The following is a 24,634-nucleotide window of genomic DNA, read 5'->3' on the forward strand; positions in this document are numbered from 1 at the left end:
CAATGAGTATTGCTGACAATTTAAAGCAAGTGCTGGCCGAACTCCCTCAAGGAGTCCGGCTGGTTGCTGTCTCAAAATTCCATCCCAATGAAGCGATAGAAGAAGCATATCAGGCGGGACAGCGTATTTTTGGAGAAAGCAAAGTGCAGGAAATGACAGCTAAATACGAAAGTTTGCCCAAAGACATTGAATGGCATTTCATCGGACACCTGCAGACGAACAAAATCAAATACATGATACCATACGTAGCGATGATTCATGGAATTGATAGTTATAAACTGCTGGCCGAAGTCAACAAACAAGCTGTCAAAGCGGGACGTACAGTGAACTGCCTGTTGCAGATTCACGTTGCGCAGGAAGAAACCAAATTTGGTTTCAGTCCCGAAGAATGTAAGGAGATGTTGAATGCCGGAGAATGGAAAGAGCTGACTCATGTACGCATCTGCGGATTAATGGGGATGGCCAGCAACACCGATTGCATTGAACAAATCAACCGGGAATTTGGTTTACTAAATAGGCTCTTTAACGAGATAAAAACAACTTGGTTCATCCACTCCGATACTTTCTGCGAGCTGTCGATGGGAATGTCACATGACTACCACGAAGCCATTGCCGCAGGAAGTACGCTGGTACGGGTAGGAAGCAAGATTTTCGGAGAACGAATTTATTAATCAGGAGTAAAAAACATATTGCTATGACCGATTTAAAAACTACTTTCGCAGGGCTTTCCCTTAGAAACCCTATCATTATCAGTAGCTCGGGGCTGACCAACAGTGCCGGCAAAAACAAAAAATTGGCCGAAGATGGTGCCGGTGCAATTGTTCTGAAATCACTGTTTGAGGAACAGATCATGCTGGAAGCAGACCAACTGAAAGATCCGGCTTTCTATCCGGAAGCCAGTGACTATCTGGAAGAATATATCCGTGAGCACAAGCTATCCGAATACCTGACTTTAATAAAAGAAAGTAAGAAGGTATGCCCCATTCCTATCATTGCCAGCATCAACTGCTACACTGATTCCGAATGGATTGACTTTGCAAAGATGATTGAAGAAGCCGGTGCCGACGCATTGGAAATCAATATCCTTGCCCTGCAATCGGAAGTGCAATATACATACGGTTCATTCGAACAACGCCACATCGATATTCTCCGCCACATTAAAAAAACAATCAAGATACCTGTAATCATGAAACTGGGTGATAACCTGACAAATCCTGTGGCATTAATCGATCAGTTGTATGCCAACGGTGCAGCAGCAGTTGTTCTCTTCAACCGTTTCTATCAGCCGGACATCAATATCGAAAAGATGGAGCATATTTCAGGCGAAATATTCAGCAATGCTTCCGACCTCGCCATTCCGCTTCGTTGGATCGGAATTGCGTCTGCAGTAGTAGACAAGATCGACTATGCAGCTTCCGGTGGTGTTGCCAATGCAGAATCAGTAGTGAAAGCTATCCTTGCCGGTGCTTCGGCTGTAGAAGTTTGTAGCGCAGTCTATCTAAATACAAATGCATTCATCGGAGAAGCCAACCGCTTCCTCTCTGCATGGATGGAACGCAAAGGGTTCAGGAATATAGCTCAATTCAAAGGCAAACTGAATATTAAGGATGTTCAGGGTGTTAATACATTCGAACGTACACAGTTCCTGAAATATTTCGGAAAGAAAGAATAAGGAAAAAGTATACTAAATCAATAAAGAAAACGGTGAACAAATTGTGCTATTTGCAACAGGATGTTCACCGTTTACTTTTTTAATCACTTATTAATTTATCTCGCTTAGCAGAGAAATCTGTTATAACAGGTTGCTTGCCAGTTCACTCAATTCACTTCGTTCACCTTTCAGCAAATTGACGTGTGCAAAGATATTCTGGTCTTTCATACGATCAATCATATATACCAAGCCATTGGACTGACTATCCAGATAAGGTTGGTCAATCTGCTGGATATCTCCCGTAAATACCATCTTCGTACCTTCTCCTGCACGGGTGATGATTGTCTTTATTTCATTCGGGGTCAGATTCTGCGCTTCGTCAATGATGCAATACATTTCGCTCAAACTACGACCACGGATAAATGCCAGAGCTTCAATCACCAGCTGCTCGCTTTTCTGCATATCTTCTATGCGCTTCACTTCGGTAGAGTTTGTAGCAAACTGACGTTTTATGACGTTCAGGTTATCAAACAACGGCTGCATATAAGGAGCTACTTTTTCCTGTGCGTCTCCCGGAAGGAAACCGATATCCTTATTGGAAAGCGCCACAACGGGACGTGCCAGCAAAATCTGTTTGTAATCCGTCAGCTTGCCCAAAGCAGCAGCCAAAGCCAGCAAAGTCTTACCTGTTCCTGCTTTTCCTGTCAGAGCCACCAGTTTGATGTTCGGGTCATTCAGAATCTCAAAAGCAAAACTCTGTTCCGCATTCCGTGGTTCGATTCCATAATTCTTACCCTTCATCACACGGATAATAGAATGGGTAAAAGGATTGTAGCGTGCCAATACACTATTCCGGTCACTCTTCAATACAAAACATTCATTGGGATGAATCAAATCCTTAAAGTCAAATTCACTCAAGTCAATGCCTTCCTTTGAAGAATAAATACGGTCGATCAATGCCGGATCTACATTTTCAAAAATCTCATTAGATTTCTCGAACACATCTACATTTACCACCTTATCCGTAATATAATCTTCGCAAAGCAGACCGATTGAACGGGCTTTCATGCGCAGATTCACATCTTTGGTCACTAAGATAGATTTCATTTTCGGATACTTGTCGGTCAGGTATTCGGTTGCCGCCAAAATCAAATGATCGGGTTTCTTTATAGGAAACGATTCCCACACTTTGGCAGCCGGCACATTGCTTGTCACGACAAACAGACGTCCCAATCCTTCGCCAAGCTTCACTCCGTCGGAGAAAAGCTCGTCGCTTGTCAGCACATCCAATTCGCGCACGAACTCACGAGCATTGAAATTTATCTGCTCGTTTCCTTTTTTGAACTTATCCAGTTCTTCGAGTACAACAAGAGGGAGGTAAATATCATTTTCCTGAAAATTCTTCAAGCAATTGTAGTCGTGAAGAATAACATTTGTGTCTAGCACAAAATTTTTCTTAGTTCCCATGATTTCTTAGATTTAAATGTTGATATTTGCAATCTCATTCGCCAATCCCCCATTTATAGTCAGATTGACGGTTCTAAAGATAAACAAATTAGTGGGCAATAAAGATTGCCCGACGTTAAATATTATAAAACATGGACTATCAGAACACTTTAAAGTACTTATATGAGAGTGCGCCAATGTTTCAACAAATAGGAGGCAAAGCATATAAGCCGGGTTTAGAGACCACACACAAATTGGATGAACATTTTGGGCATCCTCATCAACAATTCAAGACGATACATATCGCCGGAACCAATGGAAAAGGATCCTGTTCACATACCATCGCAGCCGTATTGCAGTGCGCCGGTTACCGGGTAGGACTATTTACCTCCCCTCATTTAATCGACTTCCGCGAACGTATCCGTATCAACGGTGAGATGATACCGGAAGAGTATGTAGTCAATTTCGTAGAAGAGCATCGCTCTTTCTTCGAGCCGCTGCACCCTTCATTCTTCGAACTGACCACCGCTATGGCATTCCGTTATTTTGCCGACCAGAAAGTAGATGTAGCAGTTATCGAAGTAGGCATGGGCGGAAGATTGGACTGTACGAATATCATCCATCCGGATTTGTGTGTTATCACCAACATAGGCCTCGACCACACTCAATATCTGGGTGACACGCTGACGAAGATTGCCAAAGAGAAAGCCGGAATTATCAAAGAAGGAGTTCCGGTCGTTATCGGCAGAGCCCAAGGGGCAGTGAAACGTGTATTTACCATGAAAGCTAAAGAAAAGAATGCGCCTATCGAATATGCCCGTGAAAATGCCCGGTACTGGGACATGGAAATAGTTCCTTATTCGAAATTGCAAGAAATAAGACCGATGATGGACAACACAATTCAGAGCATGCACGAAATGATCGAAGCAATGGACGAACAATCAGAAGAAGAGGCAAACCAGATGCGGCAAGCATTACTCATGTTAGACCTGTCAGACAGTCTACGTACGCTAGACCAGATACTCGACAAAAGAAAAGATGCTATCAAAATCCACAATGAGATGTTTCCTTTCGGACTTTTCACAGAGTTGAGCGGAGCTTACCAATTCGAAAATATGTTTACCATCCTAAAAGCCCTTGCGACACTGACCCGTCTGAACTACAACATCAGATCCCAGGACTATCGCGCAGGTCTTGCAAACGTATGTCAGCTCACCGGTCTGATGGGGCGTTGGCAGAAAGTACACAGCTATCCGGATATTATCTGTGACACGGGACATAATGTTGATGGAATCGAATATATCCATGTACAGCTCAATGCCATTCACAAAACCTTCGATCAGGAGATCCATATTGTATTCGGCATGGTCAATGACAAAGACATCCGGGGGGTTCTGCGAGCATTGCCGAAATATGCCACCTATTATTTTACCAAAGCAAGCGTTAAACGTGCGCTTCCGGAAAATGAACTACTGGCATTGGCAGAAGAAGCCGGATTGAAAGGTACCACCTACCCCACTGTTGTAGAAGCTGTACAGGCGGCAAAAAAGAACTGCCCCCCCAAAGATCTGATCTTTGTAGGAGGCAGCAGTTTCATTGTCGCAGATTTGTTAGCGAACCGCGATACACTCAATCTCTACTAACGCATCCTTTGGCAGAGCTTTTACGGCAACCGCCGAACGTGCCGGAAAGGCTCCGTCAAAATACGTGGCATACACACCGTTCATCCCTGCAAACAGGGACATATCCTGAAGAAAGACAGTGGTTTTGGCAATGTTTCCCATTGTCAATCCTGCTTCTTCAAGAATGTGTTTGATATTCTCCAACGACTGGCGAGCCTGTCCTTCTATCCCTTCAGCCATCTGTCCCGTAGCGGCATCAATAGGCAACTGACCGGACACAAATACCATACCATTGGCTTCTATCGCCTGACTATAAGGGCCGATAGCCCCCGGAGCTTTCTCACTGCAAATTACTTTTTTCATATATATTTCTTTTTTCTGTTTACCGAATTTCAAAGATAAAAATAAATTTCGAGTAAGATTGACAAATCTGTTTCTTTTTATTATCTTAGCAGCTGATGAGCAAGCATAATTACGACATATTCATAAGTTACCGTAAAAGATGTTCGGGCGACAAGCCTGAAATGCTACAACTGATGCTGGAAGAATCCGGATTCCGCAAAAGGGTGAGCTTTGATAAAGACAATTTAAACGGTCGGTTTGATGTTGAGTTGATTCGCCGTATTGATGAGTGCAAAGACTTCATTATGTTTATGGTGCCGGAGACGTTTACAACGATCCGCCCGCTCAATGAAGAAGCGGTCGAGACAGGCGAAAAAGCAACATGGGACATGGAAGAAGTGGCTTTCTACGAACGGATGGCATCCTTGACCTATGAAGAGTTTGAAACGGAAATTAAGCAGATCAGCCATACCGGAGAAATCGATTTTGTCCGGATAGAATTAGGCCGTGCGTTACACCGCCGGAGTAGAAACCCCAAACAGATAAATATCATTCCGATTGCTCCGCAGGAAAGTGAAAGCTATGATTTCGCCACCCTGCAACTACCACCGGACATTAGCGGATTAAAAGATTTTCAAGCTGTATTTTACAGCAACTCACGAGTAGCCCGATTCAAAGATATAAAGGGTGACCTCCTGAAACAAATGTTATCAAAACCTTCTTATGTATCTGCCAAATGGCTTGTGATGACTTTCATTGCTCTATCATTAATAGTAGCAGGAAGCAAAACTTATACTTCCATCCAAAGAACGGCAGAACAAAAACTGGAATTCAAGGATTGCCGCACTTATGACGATTATAGTAGTTTCATAAAGAAACACCCGGACAGTTCTTTGAAATCTACATGCGACTCCATCCTGCATGAATTCAATGCACTCCGGAATGACGGACGCGCTTCCGTAAACAACACCGGAAACAGGGATATAAAAGACAGAGAGAAAGAATGGGTAGACGTAAAATGGAATCCCACAATCACACTGCCCCAGCTCCGCTCCCTGGTGGACATGATGAATAATATGCTGCTGATTCCGGCCAAAAACAAAGAATTCATCATGGGGAAAACTATGGGAAAAGGATATGACTCACCGCAGCACACCGTTGTATTAAGTTCCGATTATTATATGTGTAAATACGAAGTAACACGTTCGTTGTGGTATGCCATTATGAATGACTCCATTGTTACGGAAGAAGGCATGCTGCCTATGACACATATAACGTGGAATGATGCAGAGGCCTTCACCAAGAAACTGAACAAGCTCACCGGTTTACCTTTTTCCCTCCCTACGGAGGCGCAATGGGAGTATGCAGCCGCCGGAGGCGAAAGCTATCCTTATGCCGGTTCAGACAACATTCGTGATGTAGCCTACTATGCCTCCAATGCCAATGAACGCCTGCATCCCGTTGGCGAGAAACGCGAAAACGGATTCGATTTATACGACATGTCAGGCAACGCCGCCGAATGGTGTACAGACTGGATGAGCCGGTATGAAAATACACGGGTCACAGATCCCCAAGGTCCGGCAGAGAATCCCGGACACCATAAAAAGATAGTGAGAGGAGGCAGCTACCTGGCCAACGAACGTGATATGGACATTCGCCATCGTAGCGTACAGACTTACGATACATCAGAACCACATATCGGATTTCGTGTGGTACTTAATCCTATTCAATAACACTATGAATGCAGAATAAAAATGAGCAGGAAAACTATTTTCAGAGTATTCATCCTCCTGTTTTTTTCCATCGGAGGGCAAATGAGTGCCAATGCACAGACAACGACACCCTTTGAAACGGTGTTCGACGCCTGTAAGAAAGCATGTGAAGCATTGGACGGCGGCTTTGCCAGTGGCGAACAACTGCTGGCAGTAAGCAAAACGCTGCGTGATGCAGCCCCTATCCCATTAACCGTCAAACAAACCAAGGGCGATGTCTTGAGCCTGAAAGGACATCTGGTATTTGACTACGAATTCATTCAAGCCTGCGTTGATAATGAAACAATCTATGAAATTGCGGACAAGTATGCAGCAGAAGCGAGGATGAGAGGTGATAAGGACTCCGCCAACAAAGTAAGATTAGATACCAAAATGGTGGCTGCCGGTCAGACCTGTACTTTCGAGATTCCGAGCTGTTCGGGAACCTCGCAGATAGGCTGTGTGGCAGAGGTGAATCGCTCTTTCAGTTGGAAAATAAAGACAATCGGTTATCAATCGAAAAGTGAACGGGAATACAAATGTAATGACAGCGTCCGGAAAGGTCTTCCCTTCCGAAAAGAAAAGGTTAGCTCGGATGAACGATATAAAATCATCGTCTCGATCACCAATAAAAGCAAGAGAGACGGGAGCTTTGCCTTGATCTTATTTTAATCCACTAAAATCTCTATTATATGCGACAATTCATTCTATCTCTATTAGCCTGTCTATGTCTGACAGCCTACTCACAGACTACAAGCCAAGCCGACCTACTGGTTGAAGAAGCTCAAAAACTAGAAAGTAAACAAGATTACCCAACTGCCATTACCAAACTGAAACAAGCGGATGAATTATATGTCAAAACAGGAAAGACACAGAGTGCGGAACGCGCTACCTGCCTGCACATTCTCGGCCGTTGTTATCTGAATCTGGAACGTCCCGAAGGACTAACCTATACACAAATGGCAGCAGATATGCGCAAGACCATACTGGGCGAAACAAATATCAAATACATTTCCTCCCTGAACAACACAGGACTCTACTACCTGACTGTTGCAAAAGACTATCCTAAAGCAGCAGAAATTCATGGCAAGACATGGGAACTGTGCAGTCGCATTCAGCCCCGTCCTGAACAGGCATTCATGTTTCATATCAATCTCGCCCGCTGCTACATAGCTTTAGGAGAAATGGACAAAGCAAGTGCCATCGTAGAAGAGGAAATAGCCATCAGTAAAAAGATGTATGGCGAAAAGTCCCTTTCAGTTGCCCGTCAACTCCAGCAGATAGGTTCGTTGTACTACCTGTCGGGACGTAAAGATGTAGGAGTCACTTATTATGAGCAGGCCTTCAACATCTTTCCTGACGATTCAAAAGAATACGAGCAACTTCTCGATTGGATATCATCCATCTACGTGGAACTGAACAATCAGCCGAAAGTATTAGAATACATGAAATTGGTAGAAGCTCACAATAAAAAAGAATTGGAAAAGCCTTGCGACGAACCTGATTGCCTGACCGAGCGTGCCCAGTATTTTGCCAGCATAGGTAACAATGATAAGGCAAGGGCACATTTTCTGGATGCTTTAAAGAAATGCGATGTGAATACTGATAAGGAGATTGTTTTTAAAGTACGCCACAACTATGCGCAATTTCTTTCCGGAATACAAGATCACGCATCTGCCGGCGAATACTACGAACTGGCAGCAGACATCCTTCGCAACAATCCTGCCGAACAGGCTAAATTTGCATTGGAATCTTATCTGGGCGGACTCAATTATAGCATTGCCGCCAAGTATGAGGCCTCCAATCGTATGCTCAACCAGGCACTGTCGGTTTATGCACAGATGTTGCCGGACAAACTGGACAAATATGTAGACGCCTCCGTTGCATTGTGCCGTAACTACGGATTCACCAAGGAGTACGGAAAAGCCCTCGAAATACTCACAAAAGCCGAAAAACTGCTTCCGACGGGTGATAAGTCAGATAAGATGGGGGAAATTCTGCGTTCCAGAGGCAGTATCTTATACCGACAAAAACAATATGCAGAAGCAGCAGCAAACTACCAACAGGCTGCAGACATTTACAAAATTCTTCCCGGCAGTGATGTAAAATATCAGGATGCACTTAGCAGTCTGAATCGTTGCCACACCATGATGGGCAATGAGACAGCAGCCAGGCAGACAGAACAGGATGCCGAACGTCAACGAATGGCGGTTTTAAACAGGCTATTGAAAGAGAATCTTGAACAATTGGACGCTTATCGCCTGCAATGGGGAGAAGACGGTTTGATGTATGTCTCCGCATTAGGGACTATCGCTGACATCTACTATACCCAAGGACAGACCGACAAGGCATTAGCCTATATGGAACCTTTCCTCTCCAGCGAAACAACCGCGCTGCGTAATCTTTTCCGTCTCTCGAAAGCCGATGAACGCCTGGCATTCTGGAAGGATATCCGTTCCTCACTGGACAGTATTCCCCTCCGTGCAGCCAATATCGCCGCAACAGGTACACCTGAACAAAAACAACGTTTTGCCCGGTTAGGTTACGATGCATTATTGTTTTCAAAAGGTATTATGCTCAATTCGTCTATTGAACTGGAGTCTCTGATCCGCGCTTCGGGAGATAAATCCCTGCTTGACCAATACAACAAGGCTACCCTTATGGCGGAACAAATTTTATCCATGCAAAGTGAACTCCCGAATGCAACCAATCAGACGGAAGCACGGAAAAATATCATCCGCCAGAAAGAGGAGTATGAACAGCTGCAACTGGACTTGATGCGAAAATCTACTGATTTCGGCGACTATACCCGTTATCTTTCTGTCAAATGGCAGGACGTACAAAAGCATCTGCATGGAAACTCCATCGCCATAGAATTTGCTCTCATAGACGATGAACTACTAGCTCCGGACAAACACCTGGCCGCTTTCGTACTTCGTCCGGGCGACACGTCTCCCACCGCAATCAAGTTAATGAGTCAGAAATTGCTATCGAAAGAGATGCAATCGCCTACGGCTTTCACCACAACCGAAAACGGGGCACATTTCTGGAAAGCGCTGGATGAATATATCAGCAAAGCGGATACTATTTATTTTTCACCTGACGGGATACTTCATCAGTTACCTGTAGAATATCTTCCGTATGGAGCGGGTAACCTGCCGTTAGCATTCCAGAAAGCCGTCTATCGTTTATCGTCAACAAAAGAAATCGCACTCGACAAAGCTTCACTGAACTACTCATCAGCCGCACTTTTCGGAGGATTAGACTACGAAATGGCTTCAACCAAAGTTCGCAATATTGTTTCTACAGATCATAACTCCGGGAAATTCCGTAACGGACAGAATGGGTATCATGAGTTACCATATACGCTCAATGAAGTAAATAACGTAAATTCCCTATTGAAAGAAAAGAAGATTAAAACCAATCTATTCGTAGGTGAAAACGGAACGGAAAAGCAGTTCCGGGCACTCGACGGCAAAGCTGTTTCGTTGATTCACATAGCTACTCACGGAGACTATAAAGAATTGAAGCAACGTGAAGCCGATGATGCGATGAAGCATTGCTTCCTGATTATGTCCGGCGCCAATGCCACGGAAGAGAATAACGACGGACTGCTCCGTGCAGATGAAATCAGTACACTAAACCTCCGCGGTTGTCGTATGGTTGTTCTTTCTGCCTGCAACACCGGTCAAGGTACTCTTGGTGCGGATGGTCTTTTCGGTCTTCAACGAGGCTTTAAGAATGCAGGAGTACAAACCATCCTCATGACACTTTCAGCTGTTGACGACCAGGCCTCCATGCTTCTCATGACTAAATTCTATGAGAACATCATTTCAGGGTTATCCGAACGACAGGCTCTTATAAAAGCGCAACAGTACCTTCGTGAGAACGGATATGCAGACAGTAAATATTGGGCACCATTTATCTTGTTGGATGCAGGCAAATCGCCTATTCCTCATCCTTCGAAATCTTGAACCCTAGTTTCATAATCAGTTTCAAGGTTTCCACCGAAGAATTTCTGTCGTACACCTTTTCTTCTTCAGGTAATTCTTCATACGGAACCAGGCACGGATGCTGCTTCAACACATCATCCCGCTTTTTTCCATACGTCCAACCTTGTTCTATTCTGGTTTTCGACCAGACTTCATGAACATTCTTAGCCATCTCTTCTACCAAATATTCCAACTCCTTCGGGAGTTGGATATGTCCTGTATCCACCGGATTGGGAATATACTCTTTCATTTTATGATTCATTATTTATATATTAGCGGAACAATTTCCAATCTATCTTTTTACCACAATGACTGCAATAGATTTGGTCCATAAAAATAGACGCACCACATTCACAGACTTTGGCATCACCTTCATTCTTCAATTTTCTCATCAGCTCATTATGAAGAGCCGTATCGCCCTGTTTGATAATACTATACCCCAGCTTTTTCATCAGCTTGATCGTATCAAACGCCATACGTCGATCATATTCTTTTTCCGAATAAGGAAGCATGGAATAAGGCACCATGTCCGGAGTCTCTTTCTTCTCGTCATCCCTCTGCGGTCCATAAGTCCATCCCTCTTCCTGGCGCTGGTCGGCCCAGATTTCGTGCGCATTTTCAGCAATGGCTTCACGCAATTCAATCAAATCAGTGCTCAATTCAACATCTTCCAGATCAATAGGCCGCGGATTATAATCCAGATCAGGCACTTTCACTCTCGCAAGATACGCTTTTGCATCATTCCATGCCGCAATAAAGTGATCCTTGGGATAGGCCGTACTTTCCTCTCCTGTTGCAGGATCATAAAGCGTCACTTCCTCTTCATTTACGTCAAGCACTACTGCTGCATGATAAGCAATTTCCTCCTCACTATTTCCCGGCAACCGGCAACTATTTACCACAACAATCGCATCATGTCCGGCCTTGAGGGCACGTATGACACTGTCAATACTGGAACCATAACTGCGCATCACAATCAATCCGCGTTGTTCGAGCAGGCGGCCTACACTATGCAAAGGAGTTCCCCTCTCCCTCAACCAACTGTTATTCCTGGCCTCCTCCGAGAGTTCATCCGAATTATATTCAATCTTTCTACGTTTCAAAATAAACTGCTCACACTGGAAATCACAAAGATTACCTTCCGATTTGGCTGCCATCTGCGCCATTGGCAGGAAGTCCGTTTCTTCATCATCAGCTCCCATCATGGCATCCAACTGTTGAGACAAGATAAATTCCTCTTGCAAACTTTCATCAGTCGCCAGATATTCAAGTACCAAAGCTGTTTCTTCAGCATTCGTCTTACCTTCTTCAAAAGCAGCCAACAATTCTTCGGTTATCATATTTTTATCTTTTGTTTTCATACTTCTTCTTATCATTCATAGCTAAGTGAGCCAATGCTGCCAGCGCACGCTTTTTAATATTGTACAGATTAGCAACAGTTATTCCCATAGATAATGCTAAAAATTCAGGTTCGACCTCTTTGAGTACTAATTCCCTGATGACCATCACATACCGCTTATTCGACATCAGATCGAACAAACGTTCCAAATCAATCTTTGCGGCTATTTTCGATTCAGAGTCGTCTATTTCTTCTTCATGATTCTGCTCATAAAGAGGCTCTTTACTCTCGTCTTCTATCATCTGTTCACGTTTTTTCCGGGAACAGAAAAAACGAATTGCCACAATCTTAATCCATGTTCCAATGGTGCTACGTCCCTCAAAATTACGAAGAACGGCAGCATCATTCTTCATTAGATGATAGTAGAGTTCGCTGATACATTCATCGTAATCAACCTGGTAATCAAATATCAGCTTAATTACATTGATAAACAACGGACGATATTTTATGTTGAAAAACCAATCGGTGATTTTTTCATCCCGATTGATTAATCCGTCGACTATTTCCTGATCTGTCATATAGTTAGTTCTTTTTCAATCTAAAACTTAGCTCAACCACACACTGGTCATAAGGGATGGTTTCCGGATATTTACTTCTTAAAATATCATTATCGACGATGCATTTATGCTTCTTCTGCTGAAAGTCTTTATCTCCGTCACACGTTACAAATCCTTGCAGTTCCATACATGCATTCCAACGCAAATGTTCGCACTTACTCAAATTATCAAATAATGTACTGGAAACAACGTCACAAACCTTAGAATAGTTCAATGTATGGGCATCACGCTGCGTCAGCTCAACCATCTCTTTCAATCTTTCCTTATTATCTTTGCCATCCTCTCCCATGGCCCCGGCTAAAAACTTTTTGGTATCGATATGCCATACATTAGCCCTATCCTGCTCTTCCTGATAAGCCAATTTAATTTGTGCATCCAAGCTATGCTTGTCCTGCAATGCCTCTCTACGCGCATTCCATTCTTCTTCCGCTGTTTGCTTCAGGCTTTCCTTCGCTTTCTTCTTCTCTTCAATTTCCTTCTCATTCGTTTCAGGCATTGCGTCAATCATAATTTTCTGATATGCATAATAAAATTCCTTTGCCAATACTTCAAGCACATCTGTCGATACCACATCGTACGAGAATATTTCTTCCTGCGCTCCAAAAGTTATGATTACATCCCGGGTATTGCCATAAATATTAAAATACTCTTTTATTTGCTTCAGCTGAATGGTGTTGCAACTTCCATTGACGCGCAGATAAATCCTAAAATCATTGAAACAATCCTTTCTATATCGATAGGCATATTCGTAGAGATCAATCGCCAATGCCATCCCTTCATTATCATTTCCTATAGCAATTACAACATAGTTTAGATCATGAATGATTTCAGAAAATTTTTCCCAAAAACGTTCGGAATGGATAGACATTTCTTCACACCATTCCAACTCATTTTTCCTCTCCTTCAAGGCAGGTGCTTTCATTAAAAAATCACCTTTCAATTCATCTATATGTTCATCAACCACATATATTTTTTGAGGGTTCCTATTGCCATTTACATCGATCAATGCCCCAAACTCATATAGAAAACGAAATGCATCACGTCCGGTTTCTCCAAAGCCAATAATCATCGACGTAAAAGGTTTCTTTACACAAGCCTTCGATGTATCGACATCTACAAAATTCACGGGGTGATTCCTCACATTCTTTTTTAATTGCAATACAGCAAGATTAGACGAGTCGATGATATGAATCTGATGTTTCAACCCATCACATATTTCCAACTTCTGGTTCTGGTTGTTCTTACGCGCATGGCAATAAATCTGAACCTGATTATGGACTCTATCTTCTTTACATTTCGCTATTTCCTTAAAAACAGACACCGCCTCCAGATTCAGTTCTTCATTGGGAGACAAGAAATAGAAAGTTGCCTGCGGGTACTTCTTGATTAGGTTTCCCAATCTCCTCAATCCGAGATATTTGTATAAATCAAATTCCGATTTGACTTTATCTATAACCCGGCCTGTGATTCCAAATTTAGAGTTAACCAGTATGCCGTCAAGCTCTTCTATCTTTTCTATGAATTTTTCAGTTCCGTCATGAGACGAATTAAAGAAATGACTGAATGTGAACCGGCCATGAGAACTGCTTTCATTAGCAGAAAGCAACCTCACGAAAATGAACTTACAATTCTCCCATCCTTCTTCATTCTTCCCCTTTGGCTCTGCCGCTTTTTTTCTTATACTGTTAGCCAGCAATATCGCATTATCATTGACACCCCAGAAAATAAACAGCCGGCATTTCTTCTTTCTTGAAAGATTCGCCATACATAACCGCACCCATGAGATGAATCTGAATCCTAACAGTTTGATGATAAAAACCGCACTCACTATAACGGCCAGGAAATGTATCACAGAAAATATCGTCATGTAGAAAGGATCATGATGCAGATCTTCAGGAACCTCCAAAAGATCGGAATGCGAAGCGAACATTTCCATAGAAGACAGAGCAGACCTAAACGTCAACGCTATCGAATTACTATCACTCCCTCCCTCATTAAAAGCATACCAATATATCAGGAAACCTGCAATAAATACCGTACCTGCAATCCATTTCAGGTTATCCACTAAGAATTTCCGTTTCTTAAAAAGCAGGTATACTAAACCTATCCCGATAATGATTAACAAAAGGGTAGAATATCCCCATTGATTTAAAAAACAAGGGTCTGTCGCGTGCTGTGCATTGCATTCACCAGTTTGAGAGATTACTGTGCTTAACATATACATATTCGATAGATTGATTATTTATTCTACAAATTTATACAAAATATTGAATAACAAACAGATTAGTAACAAAAAACCTCCTGCAAAACGAATTTTGCAAGAGGCTTTCTTATTTCTTCTTTAATAAGATTATTCAGCTTTTTCTTTATTCTCCTCCGCTGGAGCTTCTGCAGGTGCGGGAGCATCCTCCACCGGCTTGTCAACTTTCACCTCTTCTCTTGAAACGTTTACAGTCACATTTACAGAAGCAGGCTGTGCCTGATATGGCATACGGTTTTTCGGATCTGCTCCGTAAGGATTAGGACCTACCGTACCATCTGCAAACAACATATACAATGCAAAAATCCAACCAATGATAGGCACACAGCACAACAAAATCAGCCAACCGGATTTGTTTAAGTCGTGCAGACGTTTCACACCCTGTGCCAAAGAGAACCAAATGGAAGCAATCATAGCAGCAAGACCGATCAATAAACCAAATACTGATCCACCGGCCGATCCGCTGGCAGCACCCAAAATAAATGTACCTACACCAAGTGCCCATGCAATACTGGAAACTATACCACCGATAATGCCCGACAGGAAATATTCAATTCTACGAATACGCCCGTCAAATGAGAAAGGAGCTTTGAACATAATTTATTAAATTTATATGAATAAATAAGTGAGTTTTTATCCGTGTTTCTCAATATGAAAGCAAAGATATAAAAAAAATTAAATAAAGAAAGAAATCGGGCAAAAAGATTGAAAAAATGCCCTATTTTCTGTAGAAATCACAATTTCACTCCATCCCAATGCATCACTGCCACCCATTCTGTCGGCTGACAAGTTCCGCAAGAACGATGCGGAACCGTAGCGACCACCAAGTCACAATGGGAAGACAGTACGATTCTTAACTCCTTCAGCAACATATCCAGCTGAATAATCAAATGAAGATATTTCGTCATACACCGGATCACCCGTACATACTGATAAATGCACATATCCTCTCCCCGCCTTATCTCCCCTAATGTTTTAGGAGAGATAGCGAATTCGCTTATGAAAAAACTGTTACTGAAAATACGATCCATATCCATTAAAGCCAATACCAAATTGCTTAAAAACTCATAAGGTTCCTGTTTTTCTTTTGCCATGTCATTCTATGATTAATAAATTATAATATTTCATTTTTTATTTGCTTTATCAAGTGCTATCCACATAGGGAAGCAACCCTATTTTTAATATCCCGACCTTTGTTCCCGTTATCTGATAGTCAGGTAGCTCAATCTTACAAAAACAATTTTATATGAAAGTTTTAGAAGAAATCAAAGTCTCGGTTTACGAAAATGTGTATTCAAAAAAGCCCCGAGTCATGTCTTTCCTTGAAGTCATTATTATGTGCATTCATCCGATCTATGCCTCCATCATAAACGCTATTCGGCGGTACTATGCAGAAGGAGACCATGCCGCGGCACAGAAGCTGAAAAACCAACTCCCCTGCTTCACTCCGGCAGGCACATTCGACGGAGCGCACGCTATCAAAAACTTTCTTCTCCCCAGCCATATTGTCGGACTTGATTACGATCATGTAAAAGATCGTCTTCAAGTCATCCAACGTTGTGCGGCAGATCCCCACACAGTAGCGGCAATAGAAAGCCCTACCGACGGAGTGAAAGTTTTCGCCTATGTAGAAGGTATCGAAAACCGCCATCGTGAAGGGCAGCAACTAGTGAGCCGCTACTACAATCAACTGCTGGGATTGGAGAGTGACCCGGCATGCAAGGACGAAAGTCGCCTGTGTTATTTCAGTTATTCCCCCAACGGATATGTTGCGGCGCTCTATCAGGCATTTGTGTTGGAGCCACTTATAAAAGAAGAAACAAACACTTTCTCTGAAAATGAAGTGCTTCCTCCCTTTCCCCTTCAGGATAATACTCCGGAAAACGTGTCTGAAGAAGGAATCGCCCAATTTATTTCGTCCTATATTTTCTTTCATCCGCTAACAGCCGGTCAGCGCCATTCCAACGTCTTCAAACTTGCCTGCGAAGCCTGCCGCCGACACTATCCCCAGAAAAGCATATTACGCGAACTTACTGTATTTTTCGAGCACACGGATTTTCGTCCCGAAGAACTAACAAAGGTTTTATCGTCTGGATATAAACAAGTTAATGAACATGCACCCGCTTCCTCTCCGGCCAGCGCCCCTTCTTTTCAAAAGGACATAAGGACAAAAAGACAATATAGTACTGCAGAAAATTCCGATACCGACGACGAAGCCTATTGGCTGGGAGAAGAATTCCGAAAAGGAACTCCTTTATTTCCCCGCAGTTTGTACAATAATCTTCCCGACCTATTAAATGACTGTATCATTGAAGACGGAAGCGAACGCGAACAAGATGTCGCTCTCCTTTCCGATCTCACGGCCTTGAGCGCAGCACTTCCGCAGACTTTCGGAATTTATAATCATAAAAAATACTCCACGCATATATTCAGTGTCATACTTTCGCCTGCCGCCAGTGGTAAAAGCATCGCCCAAACCGGACGATACCTGTTGGAAGAAATACATTCAGAAATCCTGTCTACCAGTGAATCTATGATGAAAAACTACCAAACTGTACATAATAACTGGCAATCAGAATATCAAAAACAGAAAAAGAAAGGAGAAGCATGCTCCGAAGAACCTCAACGACCTCCTTTCAAAATGCTATTCATTCCTGCTACTACCAGCTATACCCGCATGCAAATGCAGATGCAGGACAACGGTCCACAGGGAAGCATCATTTTCGACACGGAGGCACAAACGCTATCCACAGCCAATCATCTGGATTGTGGCAATTTCGACGATATGCTCCGCAAGGCTTTTGAGCACGAAAATATAGATTCTTCCTACAAAGCCAACGGCCTCATTCCGATCTATATACGCCATCCCAAATTGGCTTTGTTGCTGACGGGTACTCCCGGACAAATAGACGGCCTATTGAGCAGCTACGAAAACGGATTGCCCAGCCGCACCCTGATTTACACTTTCCGCGAAGCTCCGCACTGGAAAGAAATGGGCGACGACTGCGTCTCACTGGAAGATTCTTTCAAACCGATTGCGCATCGTGTCTCCGAATTATATCACTTCTGTCTGGCTCATCCGGTTCTTTTTCATTTCAACCGCCTGCAATGGAACCGTCTGAATGAGATTTTCTCACGTATGCTGTCCGAGGTGGCATTGGAAGGCAACGATGACCTCCAAGCTGTAGTGAAACGCTATGCTTTTCTGGTGATGCGTATCAGTATGATCCAGACCCGTATCCGGCAATTTGAGGCAACCGATCTTTCTCCCGAGATTTATTGCACGGACGCTGATTTTGAGCGTTCTCTTCAAATCGTTCTATGTTGTTACGAACATAGCCGGCTGTTGCACTCATCCATGCCGTCTCCTTCGGTCCGTCCACTGAAGAATCCAGACACTATTCGTAATTTTGTTCAAGAGTTGCCCGACAGTTTCACGACAGATGAAGCGATTCAGATTGGCGCAAAATACGATTTCAACCATCGTAAGGTAACACGTCTGCTAAAATCGCTTAATGGAGTAAAGATCAATAAGATATCCCATGGTTCCTATACCAAGATGAATGAGCAATAGTCACATCTGTCCTTTTTGTCCTTTTGTCCTTTTGAAGAGTCCGGAAAAACATCGGGAGATTTGAAAAAAACATCTCAATGATTGAAATCAAACATTGGGAAGTTTCGATACAAATCTCCCGATGTTTTTTCTTTTTATCTGTGCGCCTGTGTGCGTCATTATGCGTCATGCCGCTTTCCCGATGTAGTACTTTTGTCATGTAATCGATTACAAGGCAATTAAACAATTAAAAATTAATGATTTAAAATTAAAAGTTATGGCACAGAATTACACTCTCATGGCTCGTAAGAACCTGTTGAAACCTAGTGAAACTCCGAAATTTTATGCAGTGGCGCGTAGCGGTCGTAAAGTGACGGTCAAGGAAGTTTGTAAACGTATCACTGAACGCTCTTCTTATTCCAAAGGGGAACTGGAAGGTTGTATCGGTGAGTTTTTGCTCGAAATCGTCAATGTACTGGATGAAGGAAATATCGTCCAGATGGGTGACCTGGGTAATTTCCGTATGAGTATCAAGACCGGTACTCCTACCGATACGGCAAAGGAATTCAAGGCATCATGCATTGATAAGGGCAAAGTGCTCTTCTATCCGGGTAGTGATCTCCGCAAGTTGTGTAAGACATTGGATTATACATTGTATAAAAGTGATTCTTCCACTGATTCGGATAAAGATCCGCTTCCTGATGATGGCGGTGATGATAATCAGGGAGGTTCCGGCAGCGGGGAAGCTCCGGACCCGGCAGCTTAATCAACCGGTTGTTGACTGGTTCTTGAGTTCATAATGTATCAGTAGTATTTATTCTTTAATTCAAATTTATATGAAAAAGCAACTTTGGAAAAACATTCTCCAGTTTATTGTAACTATCGCGACTTCGATCATTTCGGCTATCGGTGTAACGTCCTGCGTGGGACATTAATCTCCTGCTGACCGATATGGAAAATTCAGAAGAAAACTATCTCCCACGTGAGATTAAGTTGTTGGTGATTCATTGCAGCGCGACGCGCTGCAATGTTTCCTTCACCGTAGAGCAGCTTCGACAATGTCACCTGCAACGAGGTTTCAAGGACATAGGGTATCATTTTTACATCACCCGTAATGGGGCACTTCACCATTGTCGCCCGGTATCAGAGCCCGGTGCGCATGTGCGAGGTTTCAACCGGCATAGTATTGGAATTTGCTATGAAGGTGGGTTGGATGAAGAAGGTCGTCCGGCGGATACGAGAACACAGGCGCAGCGCTTCGCGCTACTTGACTTGTTGACGATTCTCAAACATCAGTATCCGGATGCGCAAATCCTGGGGCATTATCAACTTAGTGCTTCGATTCATAAGGCTTGTCCCTGTTTTGACAGTCGAAAAGAGTATATGAATATATAAAAAGAACTACGGGAGCTCGCGAAAGTGCAGTCTCCCGCAGTTTTTTATATTTATATCATTTATAGTTCTCCCGGCTTTCCCAAGTAATAAGTAATAAGCCGCACTTCTCTCACAGAAAATGCCTTTGTCTTCGGATGAAAGTCAGTAGACAGTATCTCATTCATCAATGGCTTGCATCTCCTCATCCACCTCCGAAGTTTATTGACTGAAGCACGAATCGTCAAATCAGGAAAATACATCTGGGCTAACTCTTGTTTATTATAACATTTCACTACAAAGTCTGAATGTTCCATCGTTTCTTTATTACTGTTTTATATGCTATAAAGTTACAAATATTATAACATATAAACAAAGAAAGAGGAGACTATTATCCGGTATAATGAGAATAAATCGAAAAATATCAACGATCTTCACAGACAGTTGATATAGTGGGAAATTCACATCGGCTTTAACCTCCGATGACAGGGCGTAGATTAGAAATGCGCCGTCGCGCTATTTCTAATCTACAATGTAGGAGAATCATGCTGTAAACAGCATGAAGCTAGGGACCTACATTTTTTTCATCTCACATACGAAACACTCACGTGTTTATTACATCTCAACATTTTATTTTATACCATTTCTTATTTTTTTTAATCATCAATATCTCGCACTCATAAGTAAACGTTCATGTTCTTTTACAGTACAGCGTATATCATATAAATTTCGCACAGTTGAACGTCCATTAGATACTAGTGTCTGCCTATATTGATTATCTGTATATAACTTAAATGAGGCTTCAACAATTCCTTCGATATCTCCGACATCGATCATTATGCCATTTTTTCCTTGCTGCATTAAATCAGGAACTGCTCCCACTCTAGTTGTAATTATAGGTTTTTCTGCCAACATATATTCTGTTAACACCAATCCAAACCCTTCCCAACGAGTTAATAACATCGCTTGATCGAAGAGTTGGATATATTCTATCGGGTTAGAAACCCACCCAGTTATAAGAAAGTCATCTTTTAGTCTCATCTCTGAAAGTAAATTTTCAACAGATGCCCTTTCTTCACCATCTCCAACAATAACAAAAAAAGCATTAGGAATTTTTTCTTTAATAAGTGCAGCTGCTTTTATAAATAAATCAGGGCCTTTACCATAAGATATTCTTCCTACCATACCTATTATATAAGCGTTTAATGGTATCTTCAATTTGCTCCTATTTAAGTCATATCTACCTCGTTCCTCATCATACAAGCATACGTCAACACCACTAGGTATAATATGAATCTTATCCGAACAACAAATTTTATATTTTATAGCACTCTCCTTTTCCCAAGCAGAAATAGCTATTATCATATTAGTTTTATAAGCTAACACCTTCTCAATCAATGCATACACTTTTTTTTTGATTACAGATATGTTATTCATATTGAATGCCCAACCATGAGGATTATATAAAACTATATTTTTAAATCCGATATCTGCCAATCTTCCTAAAGCACCAGCTTTACTACTGTGCATATATATGACATCTGGCATATACTTTTTTATAAATTTCCGTATAGCCCAAATTCCCTTTGCATCATTTATTATAGAAATTTGTCTCCCCATAGATAAGTATTCTACATGCTCGGCTAAATATTCCATCTTTTCTATTTTATAATCCAAAGAGCAAATCAATATATGTTCAAATCTATTCTTATCCGAATATTTCAAATACATAGAAAGATAACGAGCAACCCCACCAGAAGATTGCACGATATGCATTATTTTTATTTTATCCATATCAAAAATGAGTAAATAATTAACATTAAGCCAAGAGCTTAACCTCACAAATGTTGCTACATATTAACAATAGCATCCATAATCCCATAAAAAGTATATACCTACGCAGTCTCTCTAGAGCAAAAGCATATTATCTAAAATATTTATCTCCTATCTATCAAATGAAACACACCTTTCACGACGCCTAATCCAAAATAGGAAAGCAAACTAGCCACACGTGCTTTTTTCCTTGCCCTACTATTACATAAAACAGACCAACGTATTGCCTTTATTCTTTTGTAAAGCATATTACGCTGTTCATAGCCATCTGGCATTTTAAGTAAAAGATGAAAAAAGAAGCTCATCATTCTACATTGATATGCTTGCATTACTTTACCAAGAATATCTAAGTGACTTTCCATCAATTCACATACTTTTAATGCACTATCCATCTTCTTAGAACTAAAAGATGACCCTTCAATACTGTCTCTTCGTAATAAATAATTATATATCCTTCTATTACAGAATGCCACCTTATCAGATTGAAATATCAACAAATAAGTAGTAGCCAAGTCTTCATAAACTATGCCTTTTGGGTAGCGAATTCCTGTAGCAAATAAAGAACTATGATAAAGTTTTGCCCATGATGCCGTATCATATTTCTCTTGATAAAACATCTCTTCTATAGCTTTTATATTTGTCTGGCAATCTTCTCTATAAACCCTATTAACCACTTTAGGTTTTGAACCTTCGACAAAAGTGTTATACAAAGCAATTGAAACTTTACACTCATATTTCTCTATCAATGAATAGAGCGTCATTATATAGTCATCAGTAACATAATCATCACTATCAATAAAAGTAATGAATTCACCAGTTGTTACATCAATCGCCACATTACGAGCATCACTCAATCCTCCATTCTTTTTGTGTATGACTTTTATACGTTTATCTTCTTTTGCGTATTCATCACAAAGCTTTCCACAACAATCAGAGCTACCATCATTTACTAGAAATATCTCAAGATTAGTGTATGTTTGTGCCAAGATACTGTCTACACATTTAGCTAAGTACGTCTCCACATTATAGACAGGAACAATTATCGAAATTAAGGGTTTCATATTAAGAGCAATTAATAATTATCCAATTAGCCATAATAATTTCAGGAGGATTATCTACATTCGACCATTTTGGAGGGCAAAAAACAGTTTGCACATTATTATTAAGCATGGCTGCCCAATAACTAAAAGTACTATTAGCCAATATCATAGACTTGCAATTAGACATTAAATACATATCAATAAAACTATCATCACCTGTATTCCAATCAACAACAAGCATGTTTTCTAATTTATAATGCTTTTTCACATAATCAGGATCATTAGAAAAAAACACAAATAATGGATTATCAGTTGTCTGACAAACAGCTTGTATTGCCATTTTGTAATACTCATCTGTACAGATATTACCAAATATTTCAGCTTCTTTTTGCCATAAGTAGTCCCCTCGTCTAATATGAATAGATACAGAATTCTCTGATTTCAATCGTTTAATTAGTTCTATATTCTTCCCTGATAACTCTAAAGATTTAAATAACAACGAAAAATTATTTCCAACAAATTTCCGATCTTGCATATATCCATCATGAAATAATGCATTTTCATGTCGATTACTATCATCATTAATAAACCATGGCAAAAAGCCTAGCCTTCTAAAAATTTTATTAAGATAAAAAAGAATACCGCCTAGCAAATTTGTGAGCAAAGATGTAGGAGGCATTTCTACCTTAAATCGCCTAGATAGTTCAAAACCATTGTGTCGTTTCAGTGCCGACTTTGGATAATAAGCAAAAAATCTTTCATTTTTATATTTATTTTTGAGATAAGAATAATATGCATACTCAAAAATCTGATTTCCTAATCCTCCCTGAAATACAATGACCTTCATTCTTCTATTTTTTACACTACAATAGTATTTCAAGATGTTTGTCACAAATAAAATCTTCTGTACAAAGATATTTTTTCACACGATTAAAATTATCGTCTATGGCATCTCTCCTTGACCAATAATCTTTATCGCTACATTGTTTCAATGCTCGGTCAATAGCTTCAATAGACAAATCTTCAATTTGAATAATGCCATCCGAATTAAAAAAATCTTTTATTCTTGACGCACCTATATATATAGGAACGGTTCTTGAAGCAAAACAATTTAGAATTTTTTCTGTAAAATAGAATGGTTCAATCGTATTTTCTATTACAATTGAATACATATAATCTCTATAAATATCCTCACATGAAACGTACCGATTTACAACTTTCCCCATAACATCAACATTGTCATTTGGAATAAGATGTTTCGCAACTTGTTTTCGGTAAATATGCATTCGACACATTGATTTATTTGATGCGACCATTGATATCAATTTATTTTTATCCGCATATTCGACTGCTGCCCCTCCCCACAAATCAGTACCATACCAGACCCCTCCAGCGGGAATAAATTCCGAATTAGATAATTTATCCAGTAGCTCGGGAGAGTATGTAAATACCTTAACAAAATTATCATTCAGATAAGCTATGTTCTTTTTCGCCTTACTATAAATATGAGGTATAATAACTTGAGATTCTAATAGAACTGCATATTTTTTAGCTGACGCGTTTTTAATATTAAAAATGTTCGATGAAGTATAAAAGTGTGTATCCAGAGCATAATTATATCTATCCCACAATATATTCTTCGGATATCTCCCGGCAATAAGAGAATATGGAGAATGAGCAGTCTCATCACTAGACAGAAACATCATTTTCACCCGTTCACCTGTTTGATTGAAAATCAAAGGAGAACTCTTATCTTCAATTTCTGTTTTCCTCATAAGTTTTATCAATTCAGTAGGAATTATTTGATTCAGTAATAT

The 24,634-nt window shown here is 41.1% G+C and carries 23 protein-coding genes; 10 read left to right on the forward strand and 13 right to left on the reverse strand.

The annotated features are described in order from the left end of the window. Positions 1-2 precede the first annotated feature (2 nt). Both DWZ47_RS25115 and DWZ47_RS25120 read left to right on the forward strand, forming a co-directional pair. Complete coding sequence (locus DWZ47_RS25115) at positions 3-671, forward strand: YggS family pyridoxal phosphate-dependent enzyme (RefSeq protein ID WP_004296647.1); 669 nt, start codon at positions 3-5, stop codon at positions 669-671. A 23-nt stretch (positions 672-694) separates the two neighbouring features. Next, complete coding sequence (locus tag DWZ47_RS25120) at positions 695-1,672, forward strand: dihydroorotate dehydrogenase-like protein (RefSeq protein WP_004296646.1); 978 nt, start codon at positions 695-697, stop codon at positions 1,670-1,672. A gap of 120 nt (positions 1,673-1,792) precedes the next feature. Here DWZ47_RS25120 and DWZ47_RS25125 read toward each other — a convergent pair whose 3' ends face one another. Further along, positions 1,793-3,118, reverse strand: coding sequence for a PhoH family protein (locus DWZ47_RS25125; RefSeq protein ID WP_004296645.1), 1,326 nt, complete (start codon positions 3,116-3,118; stop codon positions 1,793-1,795). Between the two features lie 131 nt (positions 3,119-3,249). Here DWZ47_RS25125 and DWZ47_RS25130 point away from each other — a divergent pair, with 131 nt between their 5' ends. Next, positions 3,250-4,740 (forward strand): bifunctional folylpolyglutamate synthase/dihydrofolate synthase, encoded by a 1,491-nt coding sequence (locus DWZ47_RS25130; protein ID WP_004303885.1) that lies wholly within the window; start codon positions 3,250-3,252, stop codon positions 4,738-4,740. On the opposite strand, the gene DWZ47_RS25135 is transcribed toward DWZ47_RS25130, so the two are convergent. Further along, entirely contained in the window at positions 4,708-5,082 is a 375-nt protein-coding gene (locus DWZ47_RS25135; protein ID WP_004303886.1) for a RidA family protein, read from the reverse strand. The two genes, DWZ47_RS25130 and DWZ47_RS25135, sit on opposite strands and share 33 nt — an antisense overlap. A 95-nt stretch (positions 5,083-5,177) precedes the next feature. On the opposite strand from DWZ47_RS25135, the gene DWZ47_RS25140 reads away from it, so the two are divergent. Genes DWZ47_RS25140 through DWZ47_RS25150 form a run of 3 tightly spaced genes read left to right on the forward strand, consistent with a single transcriptional unit; the run spans position 5,178 to position 10,786 of the window. Further along, positions 5,178-6,794, forward strand: coding sequence for a formylglycine-generating enzyme family protein (locus DWZ47_RS25140; protein ID WP_004321203.1), 1,617 nt, complete (start codon positions 5,178-5,180; stop codon positions 6,792-6,794). Positions 6,795-6,815: 21 nt separating this feature from the next. Further along, a complete protein-coding gene (locus tag DWZ47_RS25145; RefSeq protein ID WP_004310258.1) occupies positions 6,816-7,484 on the forward strand; it encodes a hypothetical protein in 669 nt (222 codons plus the stop codon). Between the two features lie 20 nt (positions 7,485-7,504). Further along, positions 7,505-10,786 (forward strand): CHAT domain-containing protein, encoded by a 3,282-nt coding sequence (locus tag DWZ47_RS25150; protein WP_004321205.1) that lies wholly within the window; start codon positions 7,505-7,507, stop codon positions 10,784-10,786. Here the strand turns inward: DWZ47_RS25150 and DWZ47_RS25155 are convergent. The 6 genes from DWZ47_RS25155 to DWZ47_RS25180 all read right to left on the reverse strand — a co-directional run bounded on the left by DWZ47_RS25155 (position 10,761) and on the right by DWZ47_RS25180 (position 16,114). Continuing rightward, entirely contained in the window at positions 10,761-11,054 is a 294-nt protein-coding gene (locus tag DWZ47_RS25155) for a RyR domain-containing protein (protein WP_004303891.1), read from the reverse strand. The two genes, DWZ47_RS25150 and DWZ47_RS25155, sit on opposite strands and share 26 nt — an antisense overlap. A 22-nt stretch (positions 11,055-11,076) precedes the next feature. After that, on the reverse strand, positions 11,077-12,144 hold the full coding sequence (locus DWZ47_RS25160) for a RyR domain-containing protein (RefSeq protein ID WP_004310255.1): 1,068 nt from the start codon (positions 12,142-12,144) through the stop codon (positions 11,077-11,079). 4 nt (positions 12,145-12,148) lie between these two features. Then, entirely contained in the window at positions 12,149-12,721 is a 573-nt protein-coding gene (locus DWZ47_RS25165; RefSeq protein WP_004296637.1) for a sigma-70 family RNA polymerase sigma factor, read from the reverse strand. A 4-nt stretch (positions 12,722-12,725) separates the two neighbouring features. Further along, positions 12,726-14,984 (reverse strand): hypothetical protein, encoded by a 2,259-nt coding sequence (locus tag DWZ47_RS25170; RefSeq protein WP_004310254.1) that lies wholly within the window; start codon positions 14,982-14,984, stop codon positions 12,726-12,728. Positions 14,985-15,110: 126 nt separating this feature from the next. Then, a complete protein-coding gene (locus tag DWZ47_RS25175; protein WP_004303897.1) occupies positions 15,111-15,617 on the reverse strand; it encodes a DUF805 domain-containing protein in 507 nt (168 codons plus the stop codon). A gap of 137 nt (positions 15,618-15,754) precedes the next feature. Further along, positions 15,755-16,114, reverse strand: a complete 360-nt coding sequence (locus DWZ47_RS25180) for a hypothetical protein (protein ID WP_004303898.1) — start codon at positions 16,112-16,114, stop codon at positions 15,755-15,757. 152 nt (positions 16,115-16,266) lie between these two features. On the opposite strand from DWZ47_RS25180, the gene DWZ47_RS25185 reads away from it, so the two are divergent. The 4 genes from DWZ47_RS25185 to DWZ47_RS25195 all read left to right on the forward strand — a co-directional run bounded on the left by DWZ47_RS25185 (position 16,267) and on the right by DWZ47_RS25195 (position 19,968). Beyond that, positions 16,267-18,594, forward strand: a complete 2,328-nt coding sequence (locus DWZ47_RS25185; protein WP_117515051.1) for a DUF3987 domain-containing protein — start codon at positions 16,267-16,269, stop codon at positions 18,592-18,594. A 256-nt stretch (positions 18,595-18,850) separates the two neighbouring features. Further along, positions 18,851-19,339, forward strand: a complete 489-nt coding sequence (locus DWZ47_RS25190) for an HU family DNA-binding protein (RefSeq protein ID WP_004296631.1) — start codon at positions 18,851-18,853, stop codon at positions 19,337-19,339. 70 nt (positions 19,340-19,409) lie between these two features. Then, positions 19,410-19,508, forward strand: coding sequence for a smalltalk protein (locus DWZ47_RS30475; protein ID WP_004303901.1), 99 nt, complete (start codon positions 19,410-19,412; stop codon positions 19,506-19,508). A 16-nt stretch (positions 19,509-19,524) separates the two neighbouring features. Next, positions 19,525-19,968, forward strand: coding sequence for an N-acetylmuramoyl-L-alanine amidase (locus DWZ47_RS25195; RefSeq protein ID WP_117515053.1), 444 nt, complete (start codon positions 19,525-19,527; stop codon positions 19,966-19,968). Positions 19,969-20,027: 59 nt separating this feature from the next. Here the strand turns inward: DWZ47_RS25195 and DWZ47_RS25200 are convergent, their stop codons facing one another. From DWZ47_RS25200 to DWZ47_RS25220, 5 genes are all read right to left on the reverse strand, one after another. Continuing rightward, positions 20,028-20,261, reverse strand: coding sequence for a DUF4248 domain-containing protein (locus DWZ47_RS25200; protein ID WP_004296628.1), 234 nt, complete (start codon positions 20,259-20,261; stop codon positions 20,028-20,030). Between the two features lie 346 nt (positions 20,262-20,607). Further along, positions 20,608-21,738 carry a glycosyltransferase family 4 protein gene (locus tag DWZ47_RS25205; protein ID WP_117515073.1) on the reverse strand — a complete coding sequence of 377 codons (1,131 nt, stop codon included), beginning with the start codon at positions 21,736-21,738 and terminating at the stop codon, positions 20,608-20,610. 143 nt (positions 21,739-21,881) lie between these two features. Further along, positions 21,882-22,838 (reverse strand): glycosyltransferase family 2 protein, encoded by a 957-nt coding sequence (locus DWZ47_RS25210; RefSeq protein ID WP_117515055.1) that lies wholly within the window; start codon positions 22,836-22,838, stop codon positions 21,882-21,884. Between the two features lies 1 nt (position 22,839). Continuing rightward, the gene (locus DWZ47_RS25215; protein ID WP_117515057.1) at positions 22,840-23,664 is read right to left on the reverse strand and encodes an alpha-1,2-fucosyltransferase; all 825 of its coding nucleotides are present in this window, start codon (positions 23,662-23,664) and stop codon (positions 22,840-22,842) included. 16 nt (positions 23,665-23,680) lie between these two features. Then, the gene (locus tag DWZ47_RS25220; protein WP_158570397.1) at positions 23,681-24,592 is read right to left on the reverse strand and encodes a glycosyltransferase family 10 domain-containing protein; all 912 of its coding nucleotides are present in this window, start codon (positions 24,590-24,592) and stop codon (positions 23,681-23,683) included. Positions 24,593-24,634: the final 42 nt, after the last annotated feature.

Source organism: Bacteroides sp. AF32-8BH (assembly GCF_003435205.1).
In the GTDB taxonomy this organism is placed as follows: Bacteria; Bacteroidota; Bacteroidia; order Bacteroidales; family Bacteroidaceae; genus Bacteroides; species Bacteroides ovatus.

What these genes read in the sequence shown, in the direction of transcription:
- DWZ47_RS25215 (WP_117515057.1), bottom strand. Translation starts at nt 23,664, where the DNA reads ATGAAGGTCATTGTATTTCAGGGAGGATTAGGAAATCAGATTTTTGAG.
- DWZ47_RS25140 (WP_004321203.1), top strand. Translation starts at nt 5,178, where the DNA reads ATGAGCAAGCATAATTACGACATATTCATAAGTTACCGTAAAAGATGT.
- DWZ47_RS25145 (WP_004310258.1), top strand. Translation starts at nt 6,816, where the DNA reads ATGAGCAGGAAAACTATTTTCAGAGTATTCATCCTCCTGTTTTTTTCC.
- DWZ47_RS25165 (WP_004296637.1), bottom strand. Translation starts at nt 12,721, where the DNA reads ATGACAGATCAGGAAATAGTCGACGGATTAATCAATCGGGATGAAAAA.
- DWZ47_RS25180 (WP_004303898.1), bottom strand. Translation starts at nt 16,114, where the DNA reads ATGGCAAAAGAAAAACAGGAACCTTATGAGTTTTTAAGCAATTTGGTA.
- DWZ47_RS25150 (WP_004321205.1), top strand. Translation starts at nt 7,505, where the DNA reads ATGCGACAATTCATTCTATCTCTATTAGCCTGTCTATGTCTGACAGCC.
- DWZ47_RS30475 (WP_004303901.1), top strand. Translation starts at nt 19,410, where the DNA reads ATGAAAAAGCAACTTTGGAAAAACATTCTCCAGTTTATTGTAACTATC.
- DWZ47_RS25135 (WP_004303886.1), bottom strand. Translation starts at nt 5,082, where the DNA reads ATGAAAAAAGTAATTTGCAGTGAGAAAGCTCCGGGGGCTATCGGCCCT.
- DWZ47_RS25175 (WP_004303897.1), bottom strand. Translation starts at nt 15,617, where the DNA reads ATGTTCAAAGCTCCTTTCTCATTTGACGGGCGTATTCGTAGAATTGAA.
- DWZ47_RS25205 (WP_117515073.1), bottom strand. Translation starts at nt 21,738, where the DNA reads ATGGATAAAATAAAAATAATGCATATCGTGCAATCTTCTGGTGGGGTT.
- DWZ47_RS25170 (WP_004310254.1), bottom strand. Translation starts at nt 14,984, where the DNA reads ATGTATATGTTAAGCACAGTAATCTCTCAAACTGGTGAATGCAATGCA.
- DWZ47_RS25155 (WP_004303891.1), bottom strand. Translation starts at nt 11,054, where the DNA reads ATGAAAGAGTATATTCCCAATCCGGTGGATACAGGACATATCCAACTC.
- DWZ47_RS25190 (WP_004296631.1), top strand. Translation starts at nt 18,851, where the DNA reads ATGGCACAGAATTACACTCTCATGGCTCGTAAGAACCTGTTGAAACCT.
- DWZ47_RS25115 (WP_004296647.1), top strand. Translation starts at nt 3, where the DNA reads ATGAGTATTGCTGACAATTTAAAGCAAGTGCTGGCCGAACTCCCTCAA.
- DWZ47_RS25220 (WP_158570397.1), bottom strand. Translation starts at nt 24,592, where the DNA reads ATGAGGAAAACAGAAATTGAAGATAAGAGTTCTCCTTTGATTTTCAAT.
- DWZ47_RS25185 (WP_117515051.1), top strand. Translation starts at nt 16,267, where the DNA reads ATGAAAGTTTTAGAAGAAATCAAAGTCTCGGTTTACGAAAATGTGTAT.
- DWZ47_RS25200 (WP_004296628.1), bottom strand. Translation starts at nt 20,261, where the DNA reads ATGGAACATTCAGACTTTGTAGTGAAATGTTATAATAAACAAGAGTTA.
- DWZ47_RS25210 (WP_117515055.1), bottom strand. Translation starts at nt 22,838, where the DNA reads ATGAAACCCTTAATTTCGATAATTGTTCCTGTCTATAATGTGGAGACG.
- DWZ47_RS25125 (WP_004296645.1), bottom strand. Translation starts at nt 3,118, where the DNA reads ATGGGAACTAAGAAAAATTTTGTGCTAGACACAAATGTTATTCTTCAC.
- DWZ47_RS25130 (WP_004303885.1), top strand. Translation starts at nt 3,250, where the DNA reads ATGGACTATCAGAACACTTTAAAGTACTTATATGAGAGTGCGCCAATG.
- DWZ47_RS25120 (WP_004296646.1), top strand. Translation starts at nt 695, where the DNA reads ATGACCGATTTAAAAACTACTTTCGCAGGGCTTTCCCTTAGAAACCCT.
- DWZ47_RS25195 (WP_117515053.1), top strand. Translation starts at nt 19,525, where the DNA reads ATGGAAAATTCAGAAGAAAACTATCTCCCACGTGAGATTAAGTTGTTG.
- DWZ47_RS25160 (WP_004310255.1), bottom strand. Translation starts at nt 12,144, where the DNA reads ATGATAACCGAAGAATTGTTGGCTGCTTTTGAAGAAGGTAAGACGAAT.